Raw genomic sequence first — 23,730 nt, forward strand, 5'->3', positions numbered from 1 at the left:
TAATCTGGCCTTGCCAGTCGCACAATCCCTTGGCATGTCTATCTCAGGGTGCTGCGAGCGAGGTTCTCCATTGGAGCCCGCATGCAATCCGCCAGCACCTTACGAAAATCCCCGACACCGGGCGCCAGTTCGACCCTGTGCTGCAGAATGTAGGGTGCCAGCACTTCAATGTCTTCGGCGCTGACATAATTTCTTCCATGTAAAGCCGCCCGGACCTGTAGCGCCGGCAGCATGAGTACCAGGCTGCGGGTGGAATTGCCCTGCATGACACGATCGTCCTCCCTGAGGCTGATGGAGAGATCCACCAGAGCAGTCTTGACGGCCTGGCTGATATGGACGTTTTCATCAATAGTATGCCTGGCCTTCAATACTTCGTCTCTGGTCACTGAATTGCTCTGTGAGCTCTTATCCCGCCGACTGCGCCAGGTCTGCAATACTTCAAGCTCGGCGTCCCGATCAATATGTTGCATGGCTATCTTGAAGAGAAAGCGATCAAGTTGAGGCGTGGGTAATGGGTAGGTGCCCACCAGGTCGAGCGGGTTCTGCGTGGCGATAACGAAAAACAGCTCATCCAGAGGGTAGGTGACGTTGTCGACAGTCACTTGTTTCTCACCCATGGCTTCCAGCATCGCCGACTGCACCTTAGGGGAGGTACGGTTTATTTCGTCTGCCAGCACAACGTGGGCAAAGATCGGGCCATGGCGGAAATGAAAAGCGTTGCTGTTGGCATCGAATACCGGTACGCCGGTAACGTCTGAGGGCAACAGGTCGGGGGTGAACTGAATGCGGCGAAAGGGCAGGATTCCATCACTGCCCGATGCATCGGGTGAGACTATGGTTTCACCCAGAGCCTTTGCGAGGGTCGTTTTGCCGGAGCCGGGGAAGTCTTCCAGTAAAACATGACCGTCTGCAACCAGAGCGATGATTGCCAGTTCAATGACGTCATCCCGTCCTAGTACCTGAAGACGGACATTGTTCAGCAGCTTCCTGAGCACCTCGACTGAGGCGCTTAGCTCGGCGTCTGCAGCAGATGTCACTGGCTGGTTAATGGCATCATCGTCCACCTTTGTGTCGGTGGCGGTATCACCTTGGCCACCCTGGTCAGGTTCCAGGTCCAGGTTCTCAGTGGCTGATTCGAGTGTCATCTCTTTCTCCATTGGTCAGACAGACTGCGTAGCCTGGTTCTCGGTTGTCTAGCGTGTGGCAACCCATGAATAAGGATTGATGGTGCCAAGTATCTTTTTCCAGCGAGTTACTTTTTTATCCAGCTGGCTAAGGATCTCATTGTTCGCAGCGCGCCAGTCATAGCGACTATCTGTCTCTGAAGAGGGTGCTTCGCCCAATGCCATGGCAAGATGCTGGCGGGTCGCTGTCACAAAGGTTGGTGCCAGGTCACTCATTCGTGCAGCAAAGGACTCACGGCTCTCCCCGGGGCGTCGGCGATATCCCAGTGCGGACAGCCGGTCCAGAATGGCCCGGTATCCCAGTTTGTAGAGATCCTGTCGGTGGTGCCCGCCAAAAACCCTCAGCCGAAAGAGTTTAACCCCATAGCCCCCGAGGATTACAGCGGCCAGAAGCAGATACAGAGAGTTGAGTGCTGCCTGCCAGGGGAATCCTGAGCCCTGTTCGGCAGCAAGAAAATCACCAAAAGAAGCCTCGTTACGGAGCATGTCACCCAGAAGCTGCTGCAGATTATTCTGGGGGTCGGTGGTCATGTCCACCAGGGTCTGCTGCGGCGCCGGATCGAGAATCACCCACCCATAATCCTCGAAATAGATCTCCGGCCAGGCATGGCCATGGATTGCCTGTACCAGCAGGGCAGATCCGCCGGCGCGGTTGCTGGCAGGAACTGAATATCCGATACCGACCCGGGCCGGTATCCCCAGGCTGCGGTACATGTAGGTCGCAGCAAAGGCAAAATGCATGCAATAGCCGGTCAGATCCCCAAACAGAAAAGAAGCCGCCGGATCGTCTTCGTAGGCGTGGGCGTTCTTCAGGCTGTAAATGCCGTTCTCATCAAGGTAGGTCTTTATAGTGAACGCCTTGGCAAAGGCGTCGTCAGCGTACTCGGGGCGCAGGCTGCTGATCAGTCGGGACGCCAGCTCGCCATAACGGGGGTCATCCGGCATCTGCAGGTATTCATTCCATACTTCAGGGGACCAGTCCGGGGCGCCGGTTTTCTGCCCGATCAGATCGTCGTAGGGAAAGTCTGGCGCCAGCGACACCACATCATAGGTGCGTTTGAAGCGCAGGTTATTGGGGTTAGGCGTGGCGGTATACTCGCTGGGTGTTTCCAGGCCAAAGGGCCTGCGGTGGGGGGTGAGCATGCCTACGCTGGTCCGCACCAGATCGCGGGACCTTTCGCTCAGCAACCCTTCTGCCACTTGAATTGATGAATTGGTGAAATTTTCCACCAGGTCCCGGTCCATATCGTCGCGTCCGGTTACATCCAGCAGGGAACCATTCCACTGGGAATAGGCAGTTTCCCTGAAGTAATAGGAACCATTGGCCGGATCATAGTCGTCCCTGAACAGCACAATAGCTACCGGTGCCTGCAGGTTGTCGGGGTTGTTTTCCCCGTCCCGGAACGGATTGTCGTCCTGTGCAGAACTGCCGGGTGACTCCGTACCGGTCAGCCCCAGGTCATCGGTATAACTCGGCGTAGGCAGGCCGAAAAATTGCACATAAGCGAGCAATGAGAAACATAACAGGCCCAGTATGCTGAAATGCCAGGGCAGGCGACGGTGGTTATTCTCCATCATCAGCAGGGCAGCCAGACACAGGACCGCTCCACATCCCATCGCCATGAGTATGGCTGAGGGATCCATGCCGCGCATCAGGGCGAAGTCGCCGATGAAATAGGGTCGGTGAATCATGCCGTTGCGATGGGCGGAAAGCGTAACAGTAAACGCGGTGGCAACAAACAGGATCTCCAGCACGGTTCCCCAGCTGTATCGCAGCGCGAAGGTTCTCAGGGCAGCAGTGATTGCCGCGCTGATAAACAACCACTTGGCGAACTCCCCTGCCTGATAGCTCACCAGCGGTGAGAGAATGCCTGCCACCAGCGAACTGCCGGTCAGCGAACTGCTGATCGAGAGTCCAGCCACTATAGCCAGTCCACACACCGCAAGAACCACCGGTGTTCTCGACTGTCTGAGGTGGGACTTAACGAGCAGATAATCGATGGCAAAACAGGCAGTGATGCAGCCGAGCGCAGCAGCGATGGAACCGCTCTCATTGGTGAGGGACAGGCTGAGGACCCAGTAGGCGGTGGCAATAATCAGTGCTCGGAAACTGGTCGGCAACAGAGATTGGCCTGTATGCCTTGGTTCTGTGATGAAGAATCTGTCAGACATGGCTAGATTTTCCGTAGGGTCTGGTCAAAACTCAGACCAGTTGCCCGGTCGACTACCAGGGTTGATTCTACTGACTGGCTGAGGCGGGTCAACAACTGGCCCAGCTCGATTTTGCCAGTCGCTGGTCTCTTTACAGCAGGGCTGTCAGGGTTTGATGCGGTGGAAGGCTCCGTGAACAACAGTCGCTTCCAGAGGCTGACTTTCTCCGGTTCATGAAAACCATCGGTGGCCAATACCAGTGAGAATTGTCCGCGGAAGCGACTGATCGTCTGATTCAGGGAATCGGTCCATGGTCCAGACTCGGCGGCGGCAAAAACGATGCAGTGGGATCCTGCCTGATTGCTGCTGTGGCGCAGAAAATTGTCCAGCCCGTAACTGAACGGTTCGTCCAGCGCCCGTGATGCCGCAATGGCAACCAGGGCTGATTCCCGGTCTTCACAAACAGTCTCGGAGCCATCTGCGCCGAACACCCAGTCATCGCCCAGTGCCCCGGACTCGATCGCTACCCGGGCTACAGCGGCCGCGGCTTCATCATTTTGGCTGGATAGCAGGTAGGCGACTGTGCGATTGCTCTGGAAGACGCTCTTTTCCGCCAGTCGCACATTGAGCTGCCGACTGCGGGCGTAGGTTTTCCACATGATATTACGGACGGAATCACCGGGAACGTAGGGTCTGATTTCCATCCGGTCCCCCTCCGGGTTGCCTCGCGAGCTTGGTATCCCATCTTCTGAGGTCAGCGACCGGAGTATCGGCAGCGCCTTTATGGTGTTGCTGCGTGGCAGCGCGATCAGCTCTACAGATTGGCTCTGACGCCAGGAGTAGCGACAGAACCCGAGTACATCGCTGACGGTGAACAACCGGGTCAGCTTTGATGTCTTGCACCGCTGTTGCGGAATTATTTCTTCCAGCAAGCGGTTGCTGTCAGATTCAGTGCGCAATCGGGTTAGCAGTTGGTCCGGGTAGACGACCTCCCAGGACAGTTTGATGAGCGGGAAGTACTTCAGGTCTGGCAGGCTGAACCCGGTTTCGTTAGGGAAGCCAGCTTCGAGCATGACAGGTTTGCGAGCATGGCCGGTAGCGTTGATTTGCTTGCGAATCCGCAATTGCTGAAGCAGCCCGCCAAAAATTACACAGAAGAGGCTGAACAGCAGAATGGCGACAGCGCAGATGCTCAGTGCGAAAACTACCAGGTCCATGGCTCCATAACCGAATACCTGCAGCGCCAGCAGGGTCAGAGTCAGGGCAATCACACCCTGGGTGGTCAGGGGGAAATGTTCCCGGAGTCGCTGCAACAAGGCAGCCACCGGGCGTAGGGCGTGGAAAGCGGGGGTCAACTGCATAAATGCGCGGTCAGCGGCTGGTGCCTTTTGTAGTGAGCATTGATTGCCAATGGTTACCTGAAACTGGCGCCTGATTAGTGTTCACGTTCTGTCGGTATAACCAGACACGTTCAATCGGGTTATTCTTACACGTCACTAACGTCACCACAAACTTTGCAATGGGCAGCATTCATGACCTTTAATACGATCAAGTATGAGATTTCAGACCGCATCCTCACCCTGTCACTGAACAGACCGGAACAAATGAATGCCTTCACCGTGGAAATGGCGGCTGAGTTGAGGGCTGCTTTCAATCGGGCGAGCGACGATGACGAGGTACGCGTTATCGTAGTTACGGGCGCGGGCAAAGCGTTCTGTGCGGGGATGGACCTGTCAGCAGAGGGTAATGTTTTTGGTCTCGATGAGAGTCTGGAGCCCGATCTGGGTACCCTGCAGGATCGCCTTAATGATCCTGAGATTGAGTCGGGGGTGAGAGACACCGGTGGCCAGTTGACCCTGGCGATCTTCGAATGCAAAAAGCCGGTAATTGCCGCTATCAATGGTGCAGCGGTTGGTATTGGGGCGACCATGACCTGTGCCATGGATATCCGGATAGCTTCCGAAACAGCCAGGATCGGCTTTGTATTCAATAAAATCGGGATCACTCCGGAGGCTTGTTCGACCTGGTTTCTGCCCCGGATCGTGGGCATGGCAACAGCGCTGGAATGGAATCTGACCGGTGCGATCCTGTCTGCCGATGAAGTCTGTCGCAAAGGATTCGTTACTGCGGTCTACCCCAAGGAGCAATTGCTGGATCAGGCCTATCAAATGGCGAGGCAGATTGCCCGCCACAGTCAAGTTGCCCTGGCTTTGACCCGACAGATGATGTACCGGAATTCGTCCGCGGCCCATCCACTCGAAGCGCACCGGGTGGACTCGCTGGCTATGTTCTACTGTAGCCAGGTCAGCGGCAAGGAGGGTGTGGCAGCGTTCCTGGAAAAGAGAGCGCCGGTGTTTTCCGATCGAGCCACGAAGGATATGCCGGCTTTTTATCCCTGGTGGTGAGCATCCAGCAGAGACCGGTGTCGACCGTGTCGCGCCCGTGGCGCCTCAGCAGTCGTCTGTCAGCCCGGCAGCACTTTTTAGGGCCACGCCAGTAAGGCGTCGGCCCAGCCAATCGGATAACGGCTCGGCTCCCAGTCGTTGGTAAAAATCGATGGCGGGCTGATTCCAGTCCAGAACTGACCACTCGAGTCGCGGACAGCCGCGGTCCACAGCGATGCGTGCCACATGTCGAAACAGCTGTCTGCCCAGGCCCAGGTTGCGCCAACTGGCACGTATGTAAATATCTTCCAGATAGAGCCCCGCCTGCCCGGTAAATGTTGAGAAGGTAGGATAGAACAGCGCATATCCCACCACGGCGGTATCGACTTCAGCGATTATAGCCATGGCTGCCGGATTGGAACCGAACAGGCTCTGTCGAAGAATCGGTCCGGTGGCAGTGACCTCATCCCCCAGCCGTTCGTAGTCCGCAAGCTCCCGGATCAATTCAATCAGTAACTCGCAGTCTTCAGGCGTGGCGGGTCGGATAGTCATCGGGGGTGGGCTGGTCAGCGCGGGCATCGAAATCCTCCAGATCCAATCGATTGCAGTGACACGGGCCGACAAAGGTAACAGAATAGGCTGGTCAGTTACAGCGGCGGGCAGTGGGCGAGTCGGCGGGATATCTCTGCCGGAGTATCAGGCAGCCCGAAATATGTTAAGTTACGTCATTGCGTCTGCGAACCCAAAGCAGGGCGTTTTTATAAAACAACAACACACACGGATCATTATCCCGACAGGGGCTTGCCATGACTTTAGCTACCATTGCTAACCTGCTGATATTTATTGCTGTTCTTGGTTTTCTGTTTCAACTGGGGCGCCAGAAAATTGGTTTATCCCGCAGAGTACTGGCCGGCCTGATTGCCGGTGCCGTTCTTGGTCTGTTTCTGCAGGTGGCTTACGGCGGCAGTACCGAAGTCATGCAGGGCACCCTCGAATGGACCAATGTTGTTGCCAATGGCTACGTGAATCTGCTGCGCATGATTATTATGCCGCTGATTCTCATTACCATGATCGCGGCCGTGCTCAGGGTCGAGGAGATCAAATCACTGGGTAAGATAGGAGGCTCGGTAGTTGGCCTGCTGATTCTCACGACCATGATCGCGGCTCTGGTCGGTATCGCCATGGCACTGCTGTTTGGACTGAACGCCGGCGAACTTGTCGCTGGCGCGCGGGAACTGGCGCGGGCGGAAGTGTTGCAGGCGCGGCAAGGCAGTGTCGCCGACATGAGCATTGCGGAATTGCTGGTGAGTTTCATTTCCACCAATATTTTTGCTGATCTGACTGACGCCCGCTCAACCTCAATAATCAGTGTGGTTGTTTTCGGGCTGATCTTTGGTATTGCTGCGCTGCTGGTGTGTGAAGAAACTCCGGAACGGGCAGACCCAATCAAGGGCTTTGTCGATACCACCCAGGCAGTGATCATGCGGCTGGTGAAGATCGTCATGGCATTGACTCCCTATGGAGTAGCCGCGTTGATGACCCGGGTAATTGCCACTTCTGATGGCCAGGCCATCCTCAATCTGATTGGATTTGTGGTGGCGTCCTACCTGGCGATTTTCATCATGTTTCTGGTGCATGCCCTGTTTGTCATTCTACTGGGCGTCAACCCTCGCAGCTATTTCCAGAAGGTCTGGCCGGTCTTGACCTTCGCTTTTGTCACCCGCAGCTCGGCAGCCACGATTCCGCTCACCATCCGGGCTCAGATCGAAGAGCTGAAAGTCCCGGCCCCCATTGCCAATATTGCCGCCTCATTCGGTGCCACCATCGGACAGAATGGCTGTGCCGGCATTTATCCGGCCATGCTGGCGGTCATGGTGGCACCCACCATGGGCGTGGCCATCGACTTAAGCTTTATCGCCAGCCTGGTGGTGATCATTGCCATCGGATCGTTTGGCATTGCCGGCGTTGGTGGCGGCGCGACAAATGCCGCCCTGGTAGTGCTGCCGGCGATGGGTTTCCCCGTAGAGATTGTGGCCTTGTTGATTTCGATTGAACCATTGATCGACATGGCAAGAACCGCCTTGAACGTAAATGGGGCGATTACTACCGGCATGATTACTTCCAGGCTGCTGGGAAGCAGTGTGACCAGTGAGGGTGCGGGAGCGGAGGCTGAATTACAGAGTCAGTCCTGAGGATTTTGGCAGCGGGCGCCGTCGCCTGGATCAGTCGGGCACCACCGGTGTCTGCTCAGGAGCGTACCGGCAACTTCTAGCCGCAGTTGGAGATAGGTGAAAATGAAGAGCAGAATGCCTCCTTGCTGGAATTTCAAAGCAACACGTTGCACAGGTATCCTGGCTGTCATGCTGGGGCTGGTCGCATGTGGTGAGCCCGCCCCCCAGGCACCTCCTCTCAGTTTTGAGGAACGCCTGCAGCAGCAATTGATCGAAGCACGGTCTGGCGATGTGATCGAGATTCCTGCCGGCATTCATCAGATGAGCCGCAGTCTTTCTCTGACGGTTCCCGGCGTCACAATCCGTGGCCAGGGCATGGATCAGTCAGTCCTGTCCTTCAAGAACCAGTTGCAGGGAGCCGAGGGACTGCTGGTCAGTGGCGATGATTTTGTCATAGCTGACCTGGCGATTGAGGACACGATCGGCGACGCACTGAAGATCAATGAAAGTAACAAAGTGACGGTAAGCAGGGTGAGGACCGAGTGGACAGGCGGACCTTCTGAATCCAACGGTGCTTATGGCATCTACCCGGTCCAGAGCAGCAATGTGCTGATTGACGGGGCTGTGGCCATTGGTGCTTCAGATGCCGGTATCTACGTGGGCCAGTCAACCAACATCATAGTCCGTAATTCCCGAGCCGAGAATAACGTGGCGGGAATCGAAATAGAAAATTCCACCTTTGCTGATGTACACGATAACGTGGCCACGAACAACACCGGTGGGATACTGGTGTTCGATCTGCCGGATCTGCCAGTTCAAGGCGGGCGCAATACGCGCGTTTTCAATAATCGGATAAGCACCAACAATACAGGCAATTTTGCGCCTGCAGGTAATATCGTCGGTACGGTGCCGGCAGGAACCGGCCTGATGGTGCTGGCTAATGACAATATAGAGATATTCGACAACCAGTTCGAGGGTAATAACAGCGCCAATGTCATGATAGTCAGCTATCACATCACCGGCCTGGGCATTGAAGACCCCGATTATGACCCTTATCCGGAGCAGATTTATCTGCATGGCAACAGCTTCGCAGGCGGCGGGATGAGTCCTGACTCCGAACCATTGAAGGCTCTGCAGGCCGCCACCGGGCAGCCGGTACCGGATGTGGTCTGGGACGGGACAGTTGTCGAGGGACGTTCTGCGCAGGACATTCTGTGCCTGCAGGACAACGGCGAGGTCGGATTCGTCAACCTGGATGCAGCCAATGGGTTTGCAGCGCCGTCTTTTGATCCGGCTGCCCATGAATGCTCAATGCCGAGCTTGTCCAGAATTGAGTTTTAGGCTTTAACGAAGCAGGTGGTTTGTCCTATGTTTCGGAACCTGGCGATGGTCATTGTCCTGCTGTTTCTGCAAGCCTGCAGTAAAGATGGCCCGGTTTTTCATGCCACTGAAAATCCTTTGCGATTGTCGGAATGGAAGCTGCTCACGGTTGCTGACAATCGGATCGCACCTGCGGCTGAAACACTGGTATTCAAACCCCTCAATACGCTGTTTACCGACTATGCTCACAAGCTGCGTACCATGTGGATACCGGCCGGCGCCGAGGTCGAGCTCGTCAACGGCCGTTTCGAGTACCCGGTGGGGACTGTTTTAAGCAAGACGTTCTACTATCCATTGCACGCAAGTGACGACCTTCTCCTTAGTCAGGATTCCGGCGAGCGGATTGAGTTGGAGGCTGATCAGCACAGGCTGCTGGAGACGCGCCTTCTGGTGCGTCGTGAGGCGGGTTGGGAGGCCTTCCCCTATGTCTGGAATGACGAGCAGACGGAAGCGTTCCTGCGGGTAGCGGGTGCCAGTCTCCCGGTCTCGTTGCGGGGAGAGTCCGGAACGCAGCACTTCACCTATTTTGTACCAAATGAAAATCAGTGCTCTGGCTGTCATACCCGGGTGCATCCCGACGGGGGCTGGAGCCGCTGGGTGCTGTGGCTCACCAGCTCAATTATCCTCTGGGGCCAGCGCTCACGGGCACAGACAGCGAGCAGGAAAGGGGTACTGTTCTGGCCGCGATGCGGGAGCGAGGCTGGTTGCGAGCCAGTTTTGTGCCAGAACCCATTCCGGCCTGGCGAGATGAGTCGGTGTCACTGGCTGAGCGGGCCGCGGCATATCTGGATATGAATTGTGGGCACTGTCATAACCCCTATGGGGCCGCCGATACGTCGGCATTGTTACTGGATGGTTACACCAGGACCCCCAGACAGATGGGATTATGCAAACCGCCGGTCGCCGCTGGCGGCGGCGCCGGGGATCGGCTGTTCGGTATAGTGCCAGGCGAACCTGAACAGTCTATTCTTCTGTACCGGATGCAATCCGTTGAACCCGATGAAATGATGCCCGAACTGGGAAGGTCACTGGTTCACGAAGAAGGTCTTGACCTGATCCGGGCCTGGATCGAGGCTCTGGAAGGCAGTTGCGGCTGATCAGGTAAAGGTTCCCTGGGTCGAAATCAGGTTTCGATGTAGCCTCGGGATTCGATGCTGATTACGGTAGTGACGGAATTGGCGATGAAGCAGTGCTTATGGGCGGCCTCGTGCAGAGCTTCGGCGGCACCCGTGTCGAGTTTCTTATGGCCTGTAAAGGTTACCCTGGGACGCAGCACTACCCGGGTAATAGCCATGCGTCCGCCTGCATTTTTTTCCATCAAGCCTTCCGCTTCGTCCTCGTAACTCTCGATCCGGTAACCCTGTCTGGCAGCAAAGTGCAGAAAAAACAGCATGTGGCAGGATGAAAGGGACGCCACAAAGGCCTGCTCGGGATCGACATTTGCCGCCTCAGACCAGGGTGCGGGGACGATGGCGGGTGCCGCCGTGGCATCAATCGTCTGCCCTCCCTCGAATTGCCACTGGTGAACCCGGGAATATTGGTTGGTAAGAAAATCAGGTCCGGCGTTGACCCAGCTTACCCGCGCTCGGTAGAGGGACATGGTTTCAACTCCTTGGCGGCAGGCCATGCACCATAGTCAGAAACCGGGTATCGGTACCAGACCGGCGATGTTCTGACAGAGCCTGGTAGTCCGGGTCCTGCCACCAGGCTCTGGCTGCCGCTTCGGAGGGAAACTTCAGGATGATCACTCGGCCCTCGAGTGGCGCGGAGCCTTCCATTGTCTCGATGCTGTCATCGAAGGTGATCAGTTCGCCAGCGTGTTTTTTGAGCAATGGGAAAAAGCCCTTCTCATAGTGTCTGTATTCCTGACTGTTCTCTATAACGAGGTTGGCCACGAAATAAGTCGGAGCATCTGTCATGGCAGGTCACCTGTGTCCTTGCTTAGTTTTTCCAAATATCCGAGGATTGAGTGCTGCAATCCCTAGCAGTTTCCAGCGACGCCCGACGCGTCTCATTTCACGATTTATTGAACAACGGCCGGTGATTGCAAGCCGGGCAGGTTTTCAATCGCGTTCTATTGCCATCGCCACGCCTTGCCCGCCACCGATGCAAAGAGTTGCCAGTCCCCTGGCCGCGTCCCGTTTGATCATCTCGTGCAGCAGGGTTACCAGCACCCGGCAGCCGGAGGCGCCGATCGGGTGACCCAGTGCGATAGCGCCGCCGTTGACATTAACCCTGTCCGTGTTCCAGCCCAGCTCACGGTTGACAGCAATAGCCTGAGCAGCAAAAGCCTCGTTTGCCTCGATCAGTTCCAGATCATCCAGTGTCCAGCCGGCTGCAGCAAGGCAATTACGGGTGGCAGACACCGGCCCTATGCCCATGATCCTGGGGTCTACGCCCGCGCTGGTGGCGGCTTTTATTTTTGCCAGAGGCTTCAGACCCAGCGCGTTAGCTCTGGAAGCGCTGCAAAGTATGACGGCAGCGGCACCGTCATTGATGCCGGAGGCGTTTCCAGCCGTGACGCTGCCGTCTTTTTTGAACACCGGTCGAAGGCTGCTCAACCCGTCAGCTGTCGTGTCCGGCCTGGGTCCTTCATCGACTTTGAAAATCAGCTCATCACCGCGACGCTGGGGTACAGCTATGGGGAAAATCTCGTCGGCAAATTTCTGATTGCTCTGGGCGGCCGCCGCTTTCTGCTGGGAGGCTGCTGCGAAGCTGTCCTGTTCAGCCCTTGATATGCTGTATTTCTCTGCCAGGTTTTCAGCAGTGATGCCCATGTGTATGTCGTGAAAGGCATCCCAGAGTCCATCTGTCAGCATCGTGTCGATTGCCTGCCAATGACCCATTTTCTGGCCATTACGGGAGTTGGGCAGGAGATGCGCCGATTGGCTCATGCTTTCCATGCCACCGGCCAGGATCATAGCCGCGTCGCCGACCCGGATGGCATTGGCCGCCAGGTGCACTGCCTTGAGGCCAGAACCGCAGACCTTGTTGATGGTCAGAGCCGGTATTGATTCGCCAAGCCCGGAGCGAATGGCTGCCTGTCGGGCTGTGTTCTGCCCGCAGCCGGCGGTCAGTACCTGACCCAGGATGACTTCTTCAATCATCGTGGGTTCCACGCCGTATGCGGCAAGGATCTGCGGGATCAGCTGACTGGCGATGTCGGTAGCGCTGAGGCTGGCGAGCGAGCCATTAAAAGTTCCAATTGCACTGCGCCCTGCGGCAACTATGACTACCTCTTCCATCAGCGGTTGGCCCGATTGTCGATCAGTTCCTGAACAACGGCCGGATCAGCCAGAGTGCTTGTATCTCCGAGATTGTCCAGCTCGTTGGCAGCGATTTTCCGCAGTATCCGGCGCATGATTTTTCCAGACCGGGTTTTGGGGAGGCCCGGAGCAAACTGTATATGTTCCGGTTTGGCAAATGCACCGATTTCTGTTGCCACGTACTGTACCAGTTCGGTGTGCAGATCGTCTGAATCCTGCACTCCCGCCATAGGAGTGACATAGGCGTAGATAGCCTGACCCTTGATGGCATGAGGAAATCCCACCACGGCGGCTTCTGCCACTTTGGGGTGCAGTACCAGGGCGCTTTCAATTTCGGCCGTGCCCAGGCGGTGACCGGAAACGTTGATCACATCATCGACCCGGCCCGTTACCCAGTAATAACCGTCCTCGTCGCGCAGGGCACTGTCCCCAGTGAAGTAATAGCCTTTGAAGGCTGAAAAATAGGTGTCCACACAACGCTGGTGGTCACCATAAACCGAGCGAATCTGGCTCGGCCAGCTCTGGCATAACACCAGGTTGCCCTCCGCCTTGCCTTGCAGTTCATTGCCCTCAGCATCCAGCAGGGCAGGACGAACACCGAAAAACGGCAGGCTCGCGGAGCCGGGCTTTAAAGCGGTTACGCCTGGAATTGGCGTAATCATGATGACGCCGGTTTCCGTCTGCCACCAGGTGTCTACGATAGGGCAGGCTTCGTTGCCAACCACATGGTAATACCACTCCCAGGCTTCGGGATTGATCGGCTCACCTACAGTCCCCAGCAGGCGTAAAGAGGCGCGGGAAGTTCGGGTCACCGGGTCGTTGCCTGAGGCCATCAGTGCCCTGATAGCCGTCGGGGCAGTATAGAAGATGTTCACTTCATGTTTGTCAATGATCTCCCAGAAACGGGAGACGGTCGGGTAGGTTGGGACGCCTTCGAACATCAGGGTGATGGCACCGTTGGCCAGCGGGCCATAAATGATGTACGAGTGGCCGGTTACCCAGCCAACGTCGGCAGTGCACCAGTAGATATCCCCGTCGTGATAGTCAAAAACATACTTGTGAGTGATTGCAGCGCCCAGCAGGTAGCCAGCCGTGGTATGCAGCACGCCTTTAGGTTTGCCGGTAGAGCCGGAAGTATAGAGAATAAACAAAGGATCCTCTGCATCCATGATCTCAGCCGGGCAATCGGGATCGGCGTGATCGATGGCGTTGTAGTAGCAGACATCCCGTACGTCATGCCAGGGGACCTGTGCATTGGTGCGGCGCACGACGAACACAGTGTGGACGTCAGGGCAGTTCTGCAACGCTGCATCCACGTTTTCCTTCAGCGGGATTATCCGTCCGCCCCGTACGCCCTGATCAGCAGTGATGACTGTCTGGCAATCGGAATCGAGAATGCGATCCTTGAGCGACTCCGGTGAAAAGCCACCGAAAACCACCGAATGAATGGCCCCGATGCGGGCACAGGCAAGCATTGCATAGGCCGCTTCAGGAATCATAGGCATGTAAATACAGACGCGGTCGCCTTTTTTGACACCGCGTGCCTTCATTGCATTCGCAAATTTACACACCTGCTGATGAAGCTCTTCGTAGCTTATTTTCCTGTCCTGGTCGGGTTCGTCGCCCTCCCAGATAATGGCGGTCTGCTTGGCTCGTTTTTCCAGGTGCCGGTCCACGCAGTTATAGCAGACGTTGAGCTTTCCGCCAGCGAACCAGCTGGTTTCTGCCGCGCCAAAATCTCCCACGTAGACGTCTTTCCAGGGCTGGTGCCAGTGCAGAAAGTTGCCCGCCTGCTCGGCCCAGAATTCCTCGGGGTTTTCCAGGGAACGCTGGTACATCTCCTGGTACTCGGCTTGGGAAAGCAGGCTTCTGGAAGCGGCCTGTTTACTGACCGGATAGACTTTATGTTCCGACATGGTGTTAATTCCTGTGGCGTGATCCTTGTTGGTGTTGAATGATAACGGTAACTGGCTGGTGGGGCCAAAACAGGCCCTGACTGTTTTCTATCTCAGCAGTGTCAGACGTACATTGTCAATAAGTCGAGACTTCCCCAGGTACGCAGCCGCCAGAATAGCCAGTTTCGAGTCCGAGGCGGAAGCCGGGCGCAGTGTTTCGCCGTGGCAGATGGAGAAGTAATCGGGTTGCAGTCCAGCTTCCTGAAGCTGCTGACGGGCAGCACTTTCGAGTTTGCGGAAATCAAGCTCTCCGGCCTTGATAGCGTCGCCGGTGGCTACTAATGTGCGATAAAGCGCCGGGGCTTTCTGGCGCTCTTCAAGGATCAGGTAGTTGTTCCGAGAGCTCATGGCCAGCCCATCCGTTTCTCGCACGGTCTCCACACCCACGAGTTCCACCGGAAACAGCAGGTCTTCAACCATTTTCTGAATAATCAGGAATTGCTGATAATCCTTAAGCCCAAAATACGCCCGGTCAGGCTGGCACAGGTTAAACAGTTTGCTTACCACCGTGGTTACGCCATCAAAATGCCCGGGGCGACTTTTGCCACAATGGTCCCGGCCAAGCTCCGGCACGCTTACCAGGGTCTGAGCCTGTAAACCCTGGGGATACACTTCCCGCGCAGCAGGATGGAACAGGCAGTCGCACTGATACTCCTCAAGTTTTGTCCTGTCTTCCTCCAGGGTTCGTGGATAGGCGTCCAGATCCTCAGCAGGGCCAAACTGCATCGGATTGACAAAGATACTGCAGACTACCCAGTCGACTTCCTGCCGTGCTGCCGTGACAAGCTGCAGATGGCCAGCGTGCAGATTGCCCATGGTGGGAACCAGGCCAAGCACTTTTCCCTGGCTTCGCAGGTCCCGAATCGTTGCCTTCAATTCGGCGATGGATGAGATACAGCGCATAGTGGTTTCTGGTCGCCGGGGTTATTCGAACCAGTGTTGCCTGGCCGGAAATTCTCCTTGTTTGACTGCCGCCACATAGGCCTCAATGGCACCTGGAATTCCGTTGACAGATTCGGGCAGGAAATTTTTGACGAATTTGGGGGTGATGGGAGAAATGCCCAGCACGTCGTGGAGCACCATCACCTGACCGGTGGTGTCAGGCCCGGCGCCGATACCGATAACGGGAATTTCCAGTGACCCGGTGATGGTCGCCGCCAGGGATCTGGGCACGCACTCCAGCAACAGCACACTGGCACCTGCGTCCTGCAGCACGCGGGCTTCATCAATAATCAGCTGGGCCTGCTCTGTATCACGACCCTGCACGTGGTAGCCGCCGATGCGGTTGATTGACTGGGGCGTCAGTCCCATGTGTGCGCAGACTGGAATACCGCGCTGGGCCAGCAGTCTGGTTGTGTTGCCTATCCAGCCTCCACCTTCCAGCTTGACTATCTGGGCTCCCGCACGCATGAGGGCCGCCGCGTTTTCAAGTGTCTGCGACTCCGAGGCGTAGCTCATGAACGGTAGATCACCCATCAATAGAGCGCCGCGATTACCCCGTTTCACGCATTCCATGTGGTAGATCATGTCTGTCATGGTAACCGGCAGAGTACTGTCATGGCCCTGTAATACCATTCCGAGCGAGTCGCCCACCAGGATCACTTCGACGCCGGCTGCACTGACAATGCCGGCAAAATTAGCGTCGTAAGCGGTCAGGCAGGCGAATTTTTCACCCCGGTCCCGAAGATCAATCAGGGTTTTGAGGGTTACGGCCTTGGTCGAGGTATGTTGGCTCACTGGCTTGTCCTGTTACAGGCTGACCGACCCTGGCTAGTGGATGGCTACAGCAGGGTCGGCTTCGGGTTGTAGTAATGAGTACCGCTGGGCAACGTCAGAATGTAATCTACCAATTGTTGATAGTCGCTGTCATTTCCTACCAGATCGATCTGGGCGCTGTTGACGATTAACAGAGGAGAGGTGTCAAAGTAGTGGAAAAATTCTGTGTAGGCATCATTCAATTGTTCGAGGTAACTGCGTTCGATGTACTGCTCTGACGGAATGCCGCGACGCTGGATGCGTTGCAGAAGGATTTCCGTTGGTGCCTGCAGGTAAATAACCAGCTCCGGTACGGGAGCGTCGAGAGTCAGGTGCTGGTAGACGTTTTCATAAATCCGGTATTCATCAGCATCAAGGGTCTGGCGGGCGAACAGGCGATCCTTTTCAATCAGAAAATCGGCGACCCGTACAGCGCTGAACAGATCATCCTGGCGCAGCTCTTGAATCTGCTGGGCGCGCTGGAACAGGAAAAACAGTTGAGTAGCCAGTGCATGCTGGCGTCGATCCTGGTAGAACCGGTCGAGGAAGGGGTTTTCCTCGCTTTTCTCAAGCAGTACTTCGTAGTTGAAGGACGAGGCCAGTCGCTTGCAGAGGCTTGTTTTGCCAACTCCAATGGGGCCTTCCACGGCAATGTATCCTGGTACCTTTTTGCCGGCCCTGATATCCGGTGTCACTGTTCTGTTCCCGGGCGTTTGCGGCGGGGACGTCGGCGAGTGCTTCGGCCTCCACCCAGGGTGTTGATCATGGCCGACTGTTGTGCAGAGTCGAGCAATTGAAATTCAGTCCACCACTGTCCCAGGCCCCCTAGATCCTCCCCGGACTCTTCCCGCAGCAACAGGAAGTCGTAGGCTGCCCGGAACCGGGGATGTTCATAGGCGCCAAGAACACTGCGCTTGTTACGGCGCTGGAAGCGCAATTGCAATTCCCAGATTTCCCGCATGGCGATAGTAAAGCGTTTTGGAATGGCGGTGTGCTTCAGTTGCTCACCAATCACCTGATTTGAAAGCTGCTGAAATTCCTGGATGCCAGGGGTGCTGGCGGCCAAGGATTGGCCAAGCCGATCCCGTAGCACAGGCCAGAGCAGGGCCGCAAACAGGAACGCCGGGGTTACGGACTTGTCTTCTGCCAATCTCTGATCCGTGTTTCTGAGAGCCAGCCTGACTAACTCGTTCTCCGGCCGGTCGGATTGATCAAGGCATTTCAGAGTCGCGGGAAAAAGATAATGGCCAAACCGGAACTGCTGTAACAGGGCAAAAGTCTTTTCTCCATAACCGGCGCTCAATAACTTCAGAGTTTCATCGAATAAGCGTGCCGGTGCCACGGATTCCAGCATGTCGGCGAGTTCATCGATGGGTTCGCGGGTTTTTTCTTCGATCGCAAAATCCAGTTTGGCAGCGAACCGAATGGCCCTGAGCATTCTCACAGGGTCTTCTTTGTAGCGTGTGGCCGGGTTGCCAATAATACGGATCAGACGGTTTTCAATGTCTTCCAGGCCAGTGCTGAAATCAAGAATGAGGAAGTCGCGAATGGTGTAGTACAGTGCGTTGACGGTGAAATCGCGTCTTACTGCATCTTCGTTGATATCCCCGTAGACATTATCTCTGAGAATCATCCCGGAGCTGGAATGGGCTGAATCGAGATTTTTAAGCGCCTGTCGACTCTTTCCCCGCTCAATCCGGTCAGGCTGATGATGTGCCCTGAAGGTCGTGACCTCTATGATTTCGCGACCAAAGCGGATGTGTACAATCTTGAATCGTCGACCAATTATGCGGGCATTACGGAACAGATCTTTGAGTTCCTCCGGCGTTGCATTGGTGGCAACGTCAAAATCCTTTGGCTTATTACCAAGCAATATATCTCTGACGCCGCCACCCACGAGAAACGCCTGGAACCCTTCGGAATCCAGTTTGTACAGGACCTTCAGCGCGTTCGGCGAGATATTCTTGCGAGAAACCGAGTGTCTGTCCCGGGGAATGAGGGTGACATTGTCTGCATCCAGGTCAGCCAGCAGGGGATCTTCGGTTAAGAGGTGAGTGGGCGATGCCGGATAACCACTTCCGTCGGCTGAGCTGTCGCTACCGGATTTCATGGTGAGTGATTTAAAAAATTTACTTAGCATCCTTGGCGAAATCTGAGTAATTACAGGCTGAGTGAGACTCTTGTCTGGCGCGGACAGAAAAACTCTCTACACGGACAAGGAACGGCATGATACACCGACCAGCGCCAAAATAGCAGCGTATTCAAGGAGGCATAGCGAGGAAAGGAAGAAATACCGAGGGGGTGATCTACACCCCCCAAGGAAGGTAACGTTATATTATTGTTATTGTTATCAACTTATTTTTATTGTTGTTTCGGGGGAGCCTATATCCGGCTTTACCCAAGCGTTTAAGACGGTATTTCTAGAGAAGCAAGAAAATGATTACTTCCTAAACTACTAAAAACCCGAACCTTGTTTTTATTGATGCACTAACCTTAGTTAAACAACTCAGTAATGCGATTTTTGTTCTTATTCAGTGGTTATTATTATTGTTTCTTATTATTGTCACCGTGTATAAAAGCAGAAACCGTGCCAGTTTTCAAAATTCAAGGCTTTACAACAACATAAGTGTGATCTCCCTAACAGCGCAAACTCTGTTTGTAACTGTTTGTTACCAATTCGGCCGGAAAGTGTGTGTAGAAAGGTAGCGGTAACACTTTGAGTTACAGTGTTTTCGCGAGATCTATGCCAATCAACATCGGCACCCAGGTAATCCGGCGAGCTATATGGTGGCTCCCTGAGTTAGTGTCAACAGGCCCTAGCCAGCCTGCTTTTTCTTTCGGGGGAGGCCAAATCTCTGGCGCCGTTCCCACAGGCATTTTCGACTTATTCCCAGCTTCTTGGCTAACTGAGTCTCGGTCATGCTGTCCTGGTGTTCCAGTACAAAGCGCTGGAAGTAGTCTTCCAGGGACAGCTCTTCGCTGGCTTCGCTACCGGTAATCGCTGCTTCCGGATCGTTATCGGGTCCGGCGGCTGCGCTATGCCGGCCCGCAGTATCCGTGTCTATCGCCAGCAGGTCGGTGGTGATTTGATCAGTCTCGGCCAGCACCACCGCTCTTTCTATGGCATTCTCCAGTTCCCGCACGTTTCCTGGCCAGGGATACTTCTGTATTGCCTCGCGTGCTTCCTGGTTGAATTGAAGACGGGGGGTCTTGAGGCGTGTACAGGTTCGTTGCAGGATGGCTTCGGCAAGTTTCTGGATATCCTCTTCGCGGTCCCGTAAGGGCGGGATCAACAGTGCCATCACGTTAATTCGATAATACAGATCTTCGCGAAAGTCCCCTTCGTTGACCAGTTGTTTTAAATCCCGATGAGTAGCCGCAACCAGTCGCACGTCCACTTTTCTGGATTGAACAGAGCCGACCTTACGGATCTCGTTTTCCTGCAGAACCCGGAGCAGGCGCGCCTGCGCTTCAAGCGGCAGCTCACCAATCTCATCTAAAAACAGGGTGCTGCCATTGGCTGCTTCGACCAGGCCGGTTCGGGTGGATGTCGCACCGGTAAAGGCGCCTTTCTCATGTCCGAACAGCTCAGATTCGATGAGGTTTTCCGGGATTGCTGCACAGTTGACCGAAATCATGTCTTCCTGGCGACGCCCGCTAAGCTTATGGATCGCCTGGGCCACCAGCTCCTTGCCGGTGCCGGATTCACCGTTGATAAGTACGGTGGAGTCTGTCATGGCGACCTTGCGGATACGCCTGAAAAGCTCCTGCATTGGGGGGCAATTGCCGATCATGCCGGGAATTATTGGCTCGTCAGTGCCCACCTCAGTCAGCTGCGGAGTGCCGGGTCCGGGTTTCGGTTCTACTTGCTTGCGCTCGCGAATGATGCGCGCGACTGTTTCGATGATTTCACTGTGCTCGAACGGTTTGGCGATATAGTCCACTGCGCCCATTTTCATTGAGTCAACAGCGGAACGCAGGCTCGAGTAACTGGTCATGATCAGCACTGGTGTGCGGGTTGCCTTAATGAGGTCGGTACCTGGGGCGCCAGGCAAGCGTAAATCACTGATGATGACGTCAAAATTATCCATGTCGAACCGCTCCACGGAATCCTTGACGGATTCAGCCTCGGAGACTTCGTAATCATGGCGCTCCAGTAGCCGCCGCAGGGCAGTCCTGATCACTGGTTCGTCCTCTACTACTAATATCTGATATCCGCTGGCCATGCTGGAAAACTTCTCAGTTCCTGGTCACTATCCGAGGTCGGTGCTGGTAATCCGGTCAGTTGAAGAAACTGTATCCGGAGCTGAATAATTCTGGGCTGGAAGGGTTATCTCTACCCGTGTACCCCTGCCGGTCTCTCGCTGGGCAGGACTGATTATATCAATATTGCCAGCTAAATCTTCCACAATACTGTAGACAAGGGAAAGTCCGAGGCCGGTGCCTTTGCCGGGCTCTTTAGTAGTAAAAAATGGATCGAAAACACGGTCCCGCACCGCGGAGGGGATACCGACACCTTCATCTTCAACAACGATTTTCACTTTATTGCCGATCTCGGTACTGCAGACCCATACTGTCGTCTGCGGGTGGCTGGCATCACGACTGTTGTTAATGAGGTTAAGCAACACCTGCAGAAGGCGTTGAAAATCGCCTCGAATCTGGATATCTGACGGGCAGTCAATTTTGTAATTTACAGCTTTGGCCTGCTTGTCGAGAGAGATCAGGGTTATCGCCTCATCAATGCAATCGCGAACCCGGAAAAGTTCCGCGGTAGAGTTGTCCGCGGGCCGCCCGGCATGAGCAAAGTTAACCAGAGATTGAACGATTTTAGATGTGCGTTCAGTCTGTTCAATAATCTGCCGCGCCATGTGGCGCAGCTCTTCGTCCTCGTACTCATCTCGGATATTCTGTGCCAGACAGGCGATACCCGTGATCGGGTTTCCGATCTCGTGTGCCACACCGGCGGCCAATCTTCCGATGGAGGCCAGTCTTTCGCTGTGAGTCAGGCTGGCTTCGAGGATTTCGGTTTCGGTTACATCTTCGATCAGGAGCAGAATTCCTTTATCTCCTGTTTTTTCGGCCTGGCCCTGGTCAATCAGGGATTTGTGCAGGTTCACGGTTCTTTTTTTATCATTGAGTTCAAAACCTTGCTTGTAAAGGTGCGTGTAGTTGCTTTGCACGAAGTTATGCAGGAGTGAGAGCCATGGTTCTTCCAGGTCGGTAAGGCATGTATTCCGGATTCGTTCTCCGTTGATAGAGGTCATTTTTTCAATAGCCCGATTCCAGAGAATAATTCTCTCTTTGGAGTCCAGTTCGCAGACCCCAAGGGGCAGGTTTAACAGTATCTCTTTCTGATGCTGTTTCAGTGCCTTTATTTCCGTAACCATTTCCTGAAGCTTGTCGGTACTCCTGGTCCCGAGGGCGATTGGTTTTGATGAGCCCGCGCCTGGATCACGACGCTGATATACCCAGGACACAATGATTACGACCAGAATGCCCAGGGTAAAAATTTCCAGCAGGGGGCCGTCAGGCACACTGGGAACGAAGGATAGCATCAATACCAGAGCAGCAATCAGCGCGATAGAAATGATTAGTGGGCGAGGTAAAAACAAACCAGAATCCTAGCTGGAAGGAGTATGTTGGGGAATAGTAGCCAACTTGGGCACGTTCTGTATATGCCAGTTGCTGATCGCCCAGTCGAGCTGCTCGCTTATGCTAAGCTGATGATGCTTCGGAGGGGGGCTCAAGCCAAGAAATCGTATCGCCGCATGCAGAATGGAATTTCTTTCGGTGTTGCTGAGCGGTTCGGCGAAATGCTGCTTGCTCAGCTTCTGGCCCAGCTCGTTGGTGGCGACCGGAACGTGTCCGTAACGGGGTGTCGGGTAGCGCAGTTTCTGTTGCAGAAATATCTGTCTTGGGGTTGACTCCAGCAGATCATGGCCGCGGATAACATGAGAGATTTTCTGGTGGGCATCATCGACCGCGACCGCCAGCTGGTAGGCGAACAGGCCGTCTTTGCGCTTGATGATGAAGTCGCCCGATTCCCTGGCAAGGTTGTGTGATTGATGCCCCTGCACCAGGTCTTCAAATTCGATAGCCTGGTCGCTCACATTTACGCGTATAGCATGCCGGGAGCCTGCCGGGGGTGGATTTCTAAGGCAGCTGCCGTCGTAGCGGTCTCCCATAAGTCTGACTTTCTGGCGAGAGCAGGTACAGGGATAACATAGCCCCTGTTCCAGCAGAGCGTCCAGTGCCTCCTGGTAGGCAGCTAGCCGATGACTCTGAAAAAGCACTGGCTGATCCGGTTGTAAACCATAATCATCCAGTTGCTGAAGGATGGTGTCGGCGGCGTCTGGAGGCTCGCGGGCTGGATCGAGATCTTCCATGCGAACCAGCCAGTTGCCGTGATTGGCCCGTGCATCCAGGTAGCTGGCAACGGCTGCGACCAGAGAACCAAAGTGCAGGGGGCCGCTGGGTGAGGGGGCAAATCGCCCTGTGTATCCGCTAAGCCTGGCGGGGTCTGTCATGGGAATCCGCGCTCCTGTTCAGAGTAGCGGGGCAGGAATTTTAACCCGGTGTAACCCATGGCGGGCAGGTTTCCCTGCCCCGGATCCGGCGGCCGGCCTCAGGATCAGGTACGTAGTTGCCTTTCCTTGATTTCGTCCAGAGTCTTGCAGTCTATGCATTTGTCTGCTGTGGGTCTGGCTTCAAGCCTTTGGATACCGATTTCAATTCCACAGGATTCGCAGTAGCCGTAATCATCCTGAGCAATCGCCTCGATAGTATTGTCAATTTTCTTGATCAACTTGCGTTCACGGTCGCGGGTTCGAAGTTCCAGGCTGAACTCTTCTTCCTGTGTGGCGCGGTCTGCCGGATCGGGGTAATTCGCCGCCTCATCCTGCAGGTGATGTACCGTGCGGTCAACTTCCTGCATCAACTGCTCACGCCAGTTAAGAAGGATTTTTTTGAAATGTTCCCGCTGTTTTTCATTCATGTAGGCTTCGCCCCGCTTCGGTTTGTACGGGACGAAATTTTTTAATACTGGACTCGTGTCACCAGTTTGAGCTTTAGACATAATTCACGATGCCTCATAAACCACAGGGGTCATTGATTCACCCATTTGACGACCCTGGTCGCCGTTATATCCGGGCAAGAATAGAAAAATCTGCTGCATGACGGTGCTGGTACCTGCTCGTAATCACCGTTAAACCAGGCGAATTTTTGAAAGCTGCGTAAACTACCAGATTCTCATCCCGGATTCCATAAAAATATTCAGTCTCTGCTGTGCCGCGGGGTGGGATCGAATAGTTATAGATATCAACAGGATAAAGATCTTCAGCGGTGGCTGGTAGACTTGCTTCGGGAAACTTGTGATGCCCCTGCTGCAGGATATCCCGGGTCAGTCAAACGCAACCTGTAATACCATGACTGGATTGTTATGCCACAGGATGCTGTACCCGCATAGTTGGCGCAATCACCGGGTA

At 55.0% G+C, this 23,730-nt stretch carries 21 protein-coding genes; 5 read left to right on the forward strand and 16 right to left on the reverse strand.

The window, feature by feature from the left end; genetic code table 11:
• Positions 1 to 38 precede the first annotated feature (38 nt).
• Genes R3F50_13465 through R3F50_13475 form a run of 3 tightly spaced genes read right to left on the reverse strand, consistent with a single transcriptional unit; the run spans position 39 to position 4,651 of the window.
• Positions 39 to 1,145: an AAA family ATPase gene (locus R3F50_13465; GenBank protein MEZ5491312.1), complete on the reverse strand. Its 1,107-nt coding sequence runs from the start codon at positions 1,143 to 1,145 to the stop codon at positions 39 to 41.
• A gap of 48 nt (positions 1,146 to 1,193) precedes the next feature.
• A complete protein-coding gene (locus R3F50_13470) occupies positions 1,194 to 3,356 on the reverse strand; it encodes a transglutaminase domain-containing protein (GenBank protein ID MEZ5491313.1) in 2,163 nt (720 codons plus the stop codon).
• A gap of 2 nt (positions 3,357 to 3,358) precedes the next feature.
• Positions 3,359 to 4,651 carry a DUF58 domain-containing protein gene (locus tag R3F50_13475; GenBank protein ID MEZ5491314.1) on the reverse strand — a complete coding sequence of 431 codons (1,293 nt, stop codon included), beginning with the start codon at positions 4,649 to 4,651 and terminating at the stop codon, positions 3,359 to 3,361.
• Between the two features lie 216 nt (positions 4,652 to 4,867).
• Between R3F50_13475 and R3F50_13480 the strand changes: the two genes are divergently transcribed.
• A complete protein-coding gene (locus R3F50_13480) occupies positions 4,868 to 5,740 on the forward strand; it encodes a crotonase/enoyl-CoA hydratase family protein (protein MEZ5491315.1) in 873 nt (290 codons plus the stop codon).
• A gap of 45 nt (positions 5,741 to 5,785) precedes the next feature.
• Here the strand turns inward: R3F50_13480 and R3F50_13485 are convergent, their stop codons facing one another.
• On the reverse strand, positions 5,786 to 6,298 hold the full coding sequence (locus R3F50_13485) for a GNAT family N-acetyltransferase (GenBank protein MEZ5491316.1): 513 nt from the start codon (positions 6,296 to 6,298) through the stop codon (positions 5,786 to 5,788).
• A 227-nt stretch (positions 6,299 to 6,525) separates the two neighbouring features.
• On the opposite strand from R3F50_13485, the gene R3F50_13490 reads away from it, so the two are divergent.
• The 4 genes from R3F50_13490 (at position 6,526) to R3F50_13505 (ending at position 10,367) form a co-directional block, all read left to right on the forward strand.
• Entirely contained in the window at positions 6,526 to 7,911 is a 1,386-nt protein-coding gene (locus R3F50_13490) for a cation:dicarboxylase symporter family transporter (protein ID MEZ5491317.1), read from the forward strand.
• 102 nt (positions 7,912 to 8,013) lie between these two features.
• Positions 8,014 to 9,231 carry a parallel beta-helix domain-containing protein gene (locus R3F50_13495; GenBank protein ID MEZ5491318.1) on the forward strand — a complete coding sequence of 406 codons (1,218 nt, stop codon included), beginning with the start codon at positions 8,014 to 8,016 and terminating at the stop codon, positions 9,229 to 9,231.
• 27 nt (positions 9,232 to 9,258) lie between these two features.
• Entirely contained in the window at positions 9,259 to 10,065 is an 807-nt protein-coding gene (locus R3F50_13500; GenBank protein ID MEZ5491319.1) for a hypothetical protein, read from the forward strand.
• A complete protein-coding gene (locus R3F50_13505; protein ID MEZ5491320.1) occupies positions 10,062 to 10,367 on the forward strand; it encodes a hypothetical protein in 306 nt (101 codons plus the stop codon). The genes R3F50_13500 and R3F50_13505 overlap by 4 nt, the downstream gene beginning before the upstream one ends.
• Before the next feature lie 26 nt (positions 10,368 to 10,393).
• Here R3F50_13505 and R3F50_13510 read toward each other — a convergent pair whose 3' ends face one another.
• From R3F50_13510 to dksA, 12 genes are all read right to left on the reverse strand, one after another.
• Positions 10,394 to 10,870, reverse strand: coding sequence for an OsmC family protein (locus tag R3F50_13510; protein MEZ5491321.1), 477 nt, complete (start codon positions 10,868 to 10,870; stop codon positions 10,394 to 10,396).
• A 4-nt stretch (positions 10,871 to 10,874) separates the two neighbouring features.
• On the reverse strand, positions 10,875 to 11,189 hold the full coding sequence (locus R3F50_13515) for a DUF1330 domain-containing protein (GenBank protein MEZ5491322.1): 315 nt from the start codon (positions 11,187 to 11,189) through the stop codon (positions 10,875 to 10,877).
• A 144-nt stretch (positions 11,190 to 11,333) separates the two neighbouring features.
• The gene (locus R3F50_13520; GenBank protein MEZ5491323.1) at positions 11,334 to 12,515 is read right to left on the reverse strand and encodes an acetyl-CoA C-acetyltransferase; all 1,182 of its coding nucleotides are present in this window, start codon (positions 12,513 to 12,515) and stop codon (positions 11,334 to 11,336) included.
• Positions 12,515 to 14,452, reverse strand: a complete 1,938-nt coding sequence (gene acs, locus R3F50_13525; GenBank protein MEZ5491324.1) for an acetate--CoA ligase — start codon at positions 14,450 to 14,452, stop codon at positions 12,515 to 12,517. Before acs ends, R3F50_13520 begins: the two co-directional genes overlap by 1 nt.
• A gap of 87 nt (positions 14,453 to 14,539) precedes the next feature.
• Positions 14,540 to 15,394 carry a pantoate--beta-alanine ligase gene (panC, locus tag R3F50_13530; GenBank protein ID MEZ5491325.1) on the reverse strand — a complete coding sequence of 285 codons (855 nt, stop codon included), beginning with the start codon at positions 15,392 to 15,394 and terminating at the stop codon, positions 14,540 to 14,542.
• Positions 15,395 to 15,415: 21 nt separating this feature from the next.
• The gene (gene panB / locus R3F50_13535; GenBank protein MEZ5491326.1) at positions 15,416 to 16,228 is read right to left on the reverse strand and encodes a 3-methyl-2-oxobutanoate hydroxymethyltransferase; all 813 of its coding nucleotides are present in this window, start codon (positions 16,226 to 16,228) and stop codon (positions 15,416 to 15,418) included.
• A gap of 44 nt (positions 16,229 to 16,272) precedes the next feature.
• Entirely contained in the window at positions 16,273 to 16,941 is a 669-nt protein-coding gene (locus R3F50_13540) for a deoxynucleoside kinase (protein MEZ5491327.1), read from the reverse strand.
• Positions 16,938 to 18,386 (reverse strand): polynucleotide adenylyltransferase PcnB, encoded by a 1,449-nt coding sequence (gene pcnB / locus R3F50_13545; protein MEZ5491328.1) that lies wholly within the window; start codon positions 18,384 to 18,386, stop codon positions 16,938 to 16,940. Before pcnB ends, R3F50_13540 begins: the two co-directional genes overlap by 4 nt.
• A gap of 676 nt (positions 18,387 to 19,062) precedes the next feature.
• Positions 19,063 to 20,472 (reverse strand): sigma-54 dependent transcriptional regulator, encoded by a 1,410-nt coding sequence (locus tag R3F50_13550; protein MEZ5491329.1) that lies wholly within the window; start codon positions 20,470 to 20,472, stop codon positions 19,063 to 19,065.
• A gap of 27 nt (positions 20,473 to 20,499) precedes the next feature.
• Complete coding sequence (locus R3F50_13555; GenBank protein MEZ5491330.1) at positions 20,500 to 21,858, reverse strand: ATP-binding protein; 1,359 nt, start codon at positions 21,856 to 21,858, stop codon at positions 20,500 to 20,502.
• A gap of 9 nt (positions 21,859 to 21,867) precedes the next feature.
• Positions 21,868 to 22,773, reverse strand: coding sequence for a tRNA glutamyl-Q(34) synthetase GluQRS (gluQRS, locus tag R3F50_13560; protein MEZ5491331.1), 906 nt, complete (start codon positions 22,771 to 22,773; stop codon positions 21,868 to 21,870).
• Positions 22,774 to 22,877: 104 nt separating this feature from the next.
• Positions 22,878 to 23,321, reverse strand: coding sequence for an RNA polymerase-binding protein DksA (dksA, locus tag R3F50_13565; GenBank protein ID MEZ5491332.1), 444 nt, complete (start codon positions 23,319 to 23,321; stop codon positions 22,878 to 22,880).
• Between the last annotated feature and the right edge of the window lie 409 nt (positions 23,322 to 23,730).

The sequence above is a fragment of the Gammaproteobacteria bacterium genome, assembly GCA_041395725.1.
In the GTDB taxonomy this organism is placed as follows: domain Bacteria; phylum Pseudomonadota; class Gammaproteobacteria; order Pseudomonadales; family Pseudohongiellaceae; genus NORP240.

Bases quoted from the DNA above. Each gene is read 5' to 3' on its own strand.
- R3F50_13465 (MEZ5491312.1), bottom strand. From the start codon at position 1,145: ATGACACTCGAATCAGCCACTGAGAACCTGGACCTGGAACCTGACCAG.
- R3F50_13470 (MEZ5491313.1), bottom strand. From the start codon at position 3,356: ATGTCTGACAGATTCTTCATCACAGAACCAAGGCATACAGGCCAATCT.
- R3F50_13480 (MEZ5491315.1), top strand. From the start codon at position 4,868: ATGACCTTTAATACGATCAAGTATGAGATTTCAGACCGCATCCTCACC.
- R3F50_13485 (MEZ5491316.1), bottom strand. From the start codon at position 6,298: ATGCCCGCGCTGACCAGCCCACCCCCGATGACTATCCGACCCGCCACG.
- R3F50_13490 (MEZ5491317.1), top strand. From the start codon at position 6,526: ATGACTTTAGCTACCATTGCTAACCTGCTGATATTTATTGCTGTTCTT.
- R3F50_13495 (MEZ5491318.1), top strand. From the start codon at position 8,014: ATGAAGAGCAGAATGCCTCCTTGCTGGAATTTCAAAGCAACACGTTGC.
- R3F50_13500 (MEZ5491319.1), top strand. From the start codon at position 9,259: ATGTTTCGGAACCTGGCGATGGTCATTGTCCTGCTGTTTCTGCAAGCC.
- R3F50_13505 (MEZ5491320.1), top strand. From the start codon at position 10,062: ATGAATTGTGGGCACTGTCATAACCCCTATGGGGCCGCCGATACGTCG.
- R3F50_13510 (MEZ5491321.1), bottom strand. From the start codon at position 10,870: ATGTCCCTCTACCGAGCGCGGGTAAGCTGGGTCAACGCCGGACCTGAT.
- R3F50_13515 (MEZ5491322.1), bottom strand. From the start codon at position 11,189: ATGACAGATGCTCCGACTTATTTCGTGGCCAACCTCGTTATAGAGAAC.
- R3F50_13520 (MEZ5491323.1), bottom strand. From the start codon at position 12,515: ATGGAAGAGGTAGTCATAGTTGCCGCAGGGCGCAGTGCAATTGGAACT.
- acs (MEZ5491324.1), bottom strand. From the start codon at position 14,452: ATGTCGGAACATAAAGTCTATCCGGTCAGTAAACAGGCCGCTTCCAGA.
- panC (MEZ5491325.1), bottom strand. From the start codon at position 15,394: ATGCGCTGTATCTCATCCATCGCCGAATTGAAGGCAACGATTCGGGAC.
- pcnB (MEZ5491328.1), bottom strand. From the start codon at position 18,386: ATGCTAAGTAAATTTTTTAAATCACTCACCATGAAATCCGGTAGCGAC.
- R3F50_13550 (MEZ5491329.1), bottom strand. From the start codon at position 20,472: ATGGCCAGCGGATATCAGATATTAGTAGTAGAGGACGAACCAGTGATC.
- gluQRS (MEZ5491331.1), bottom strand. From the start codon at position 22,773: ATGACAGACCCCGCCAGGCTTAGCGGATACACAGGGCGATTTGCCCCC.
- dksA (MEZ5491332.1), bottom strand. From the start codon at position 23,321: ATGTCTAAAGCTCAAACTGGTGACACGAGTCCAGTATTAAAAAATTTC.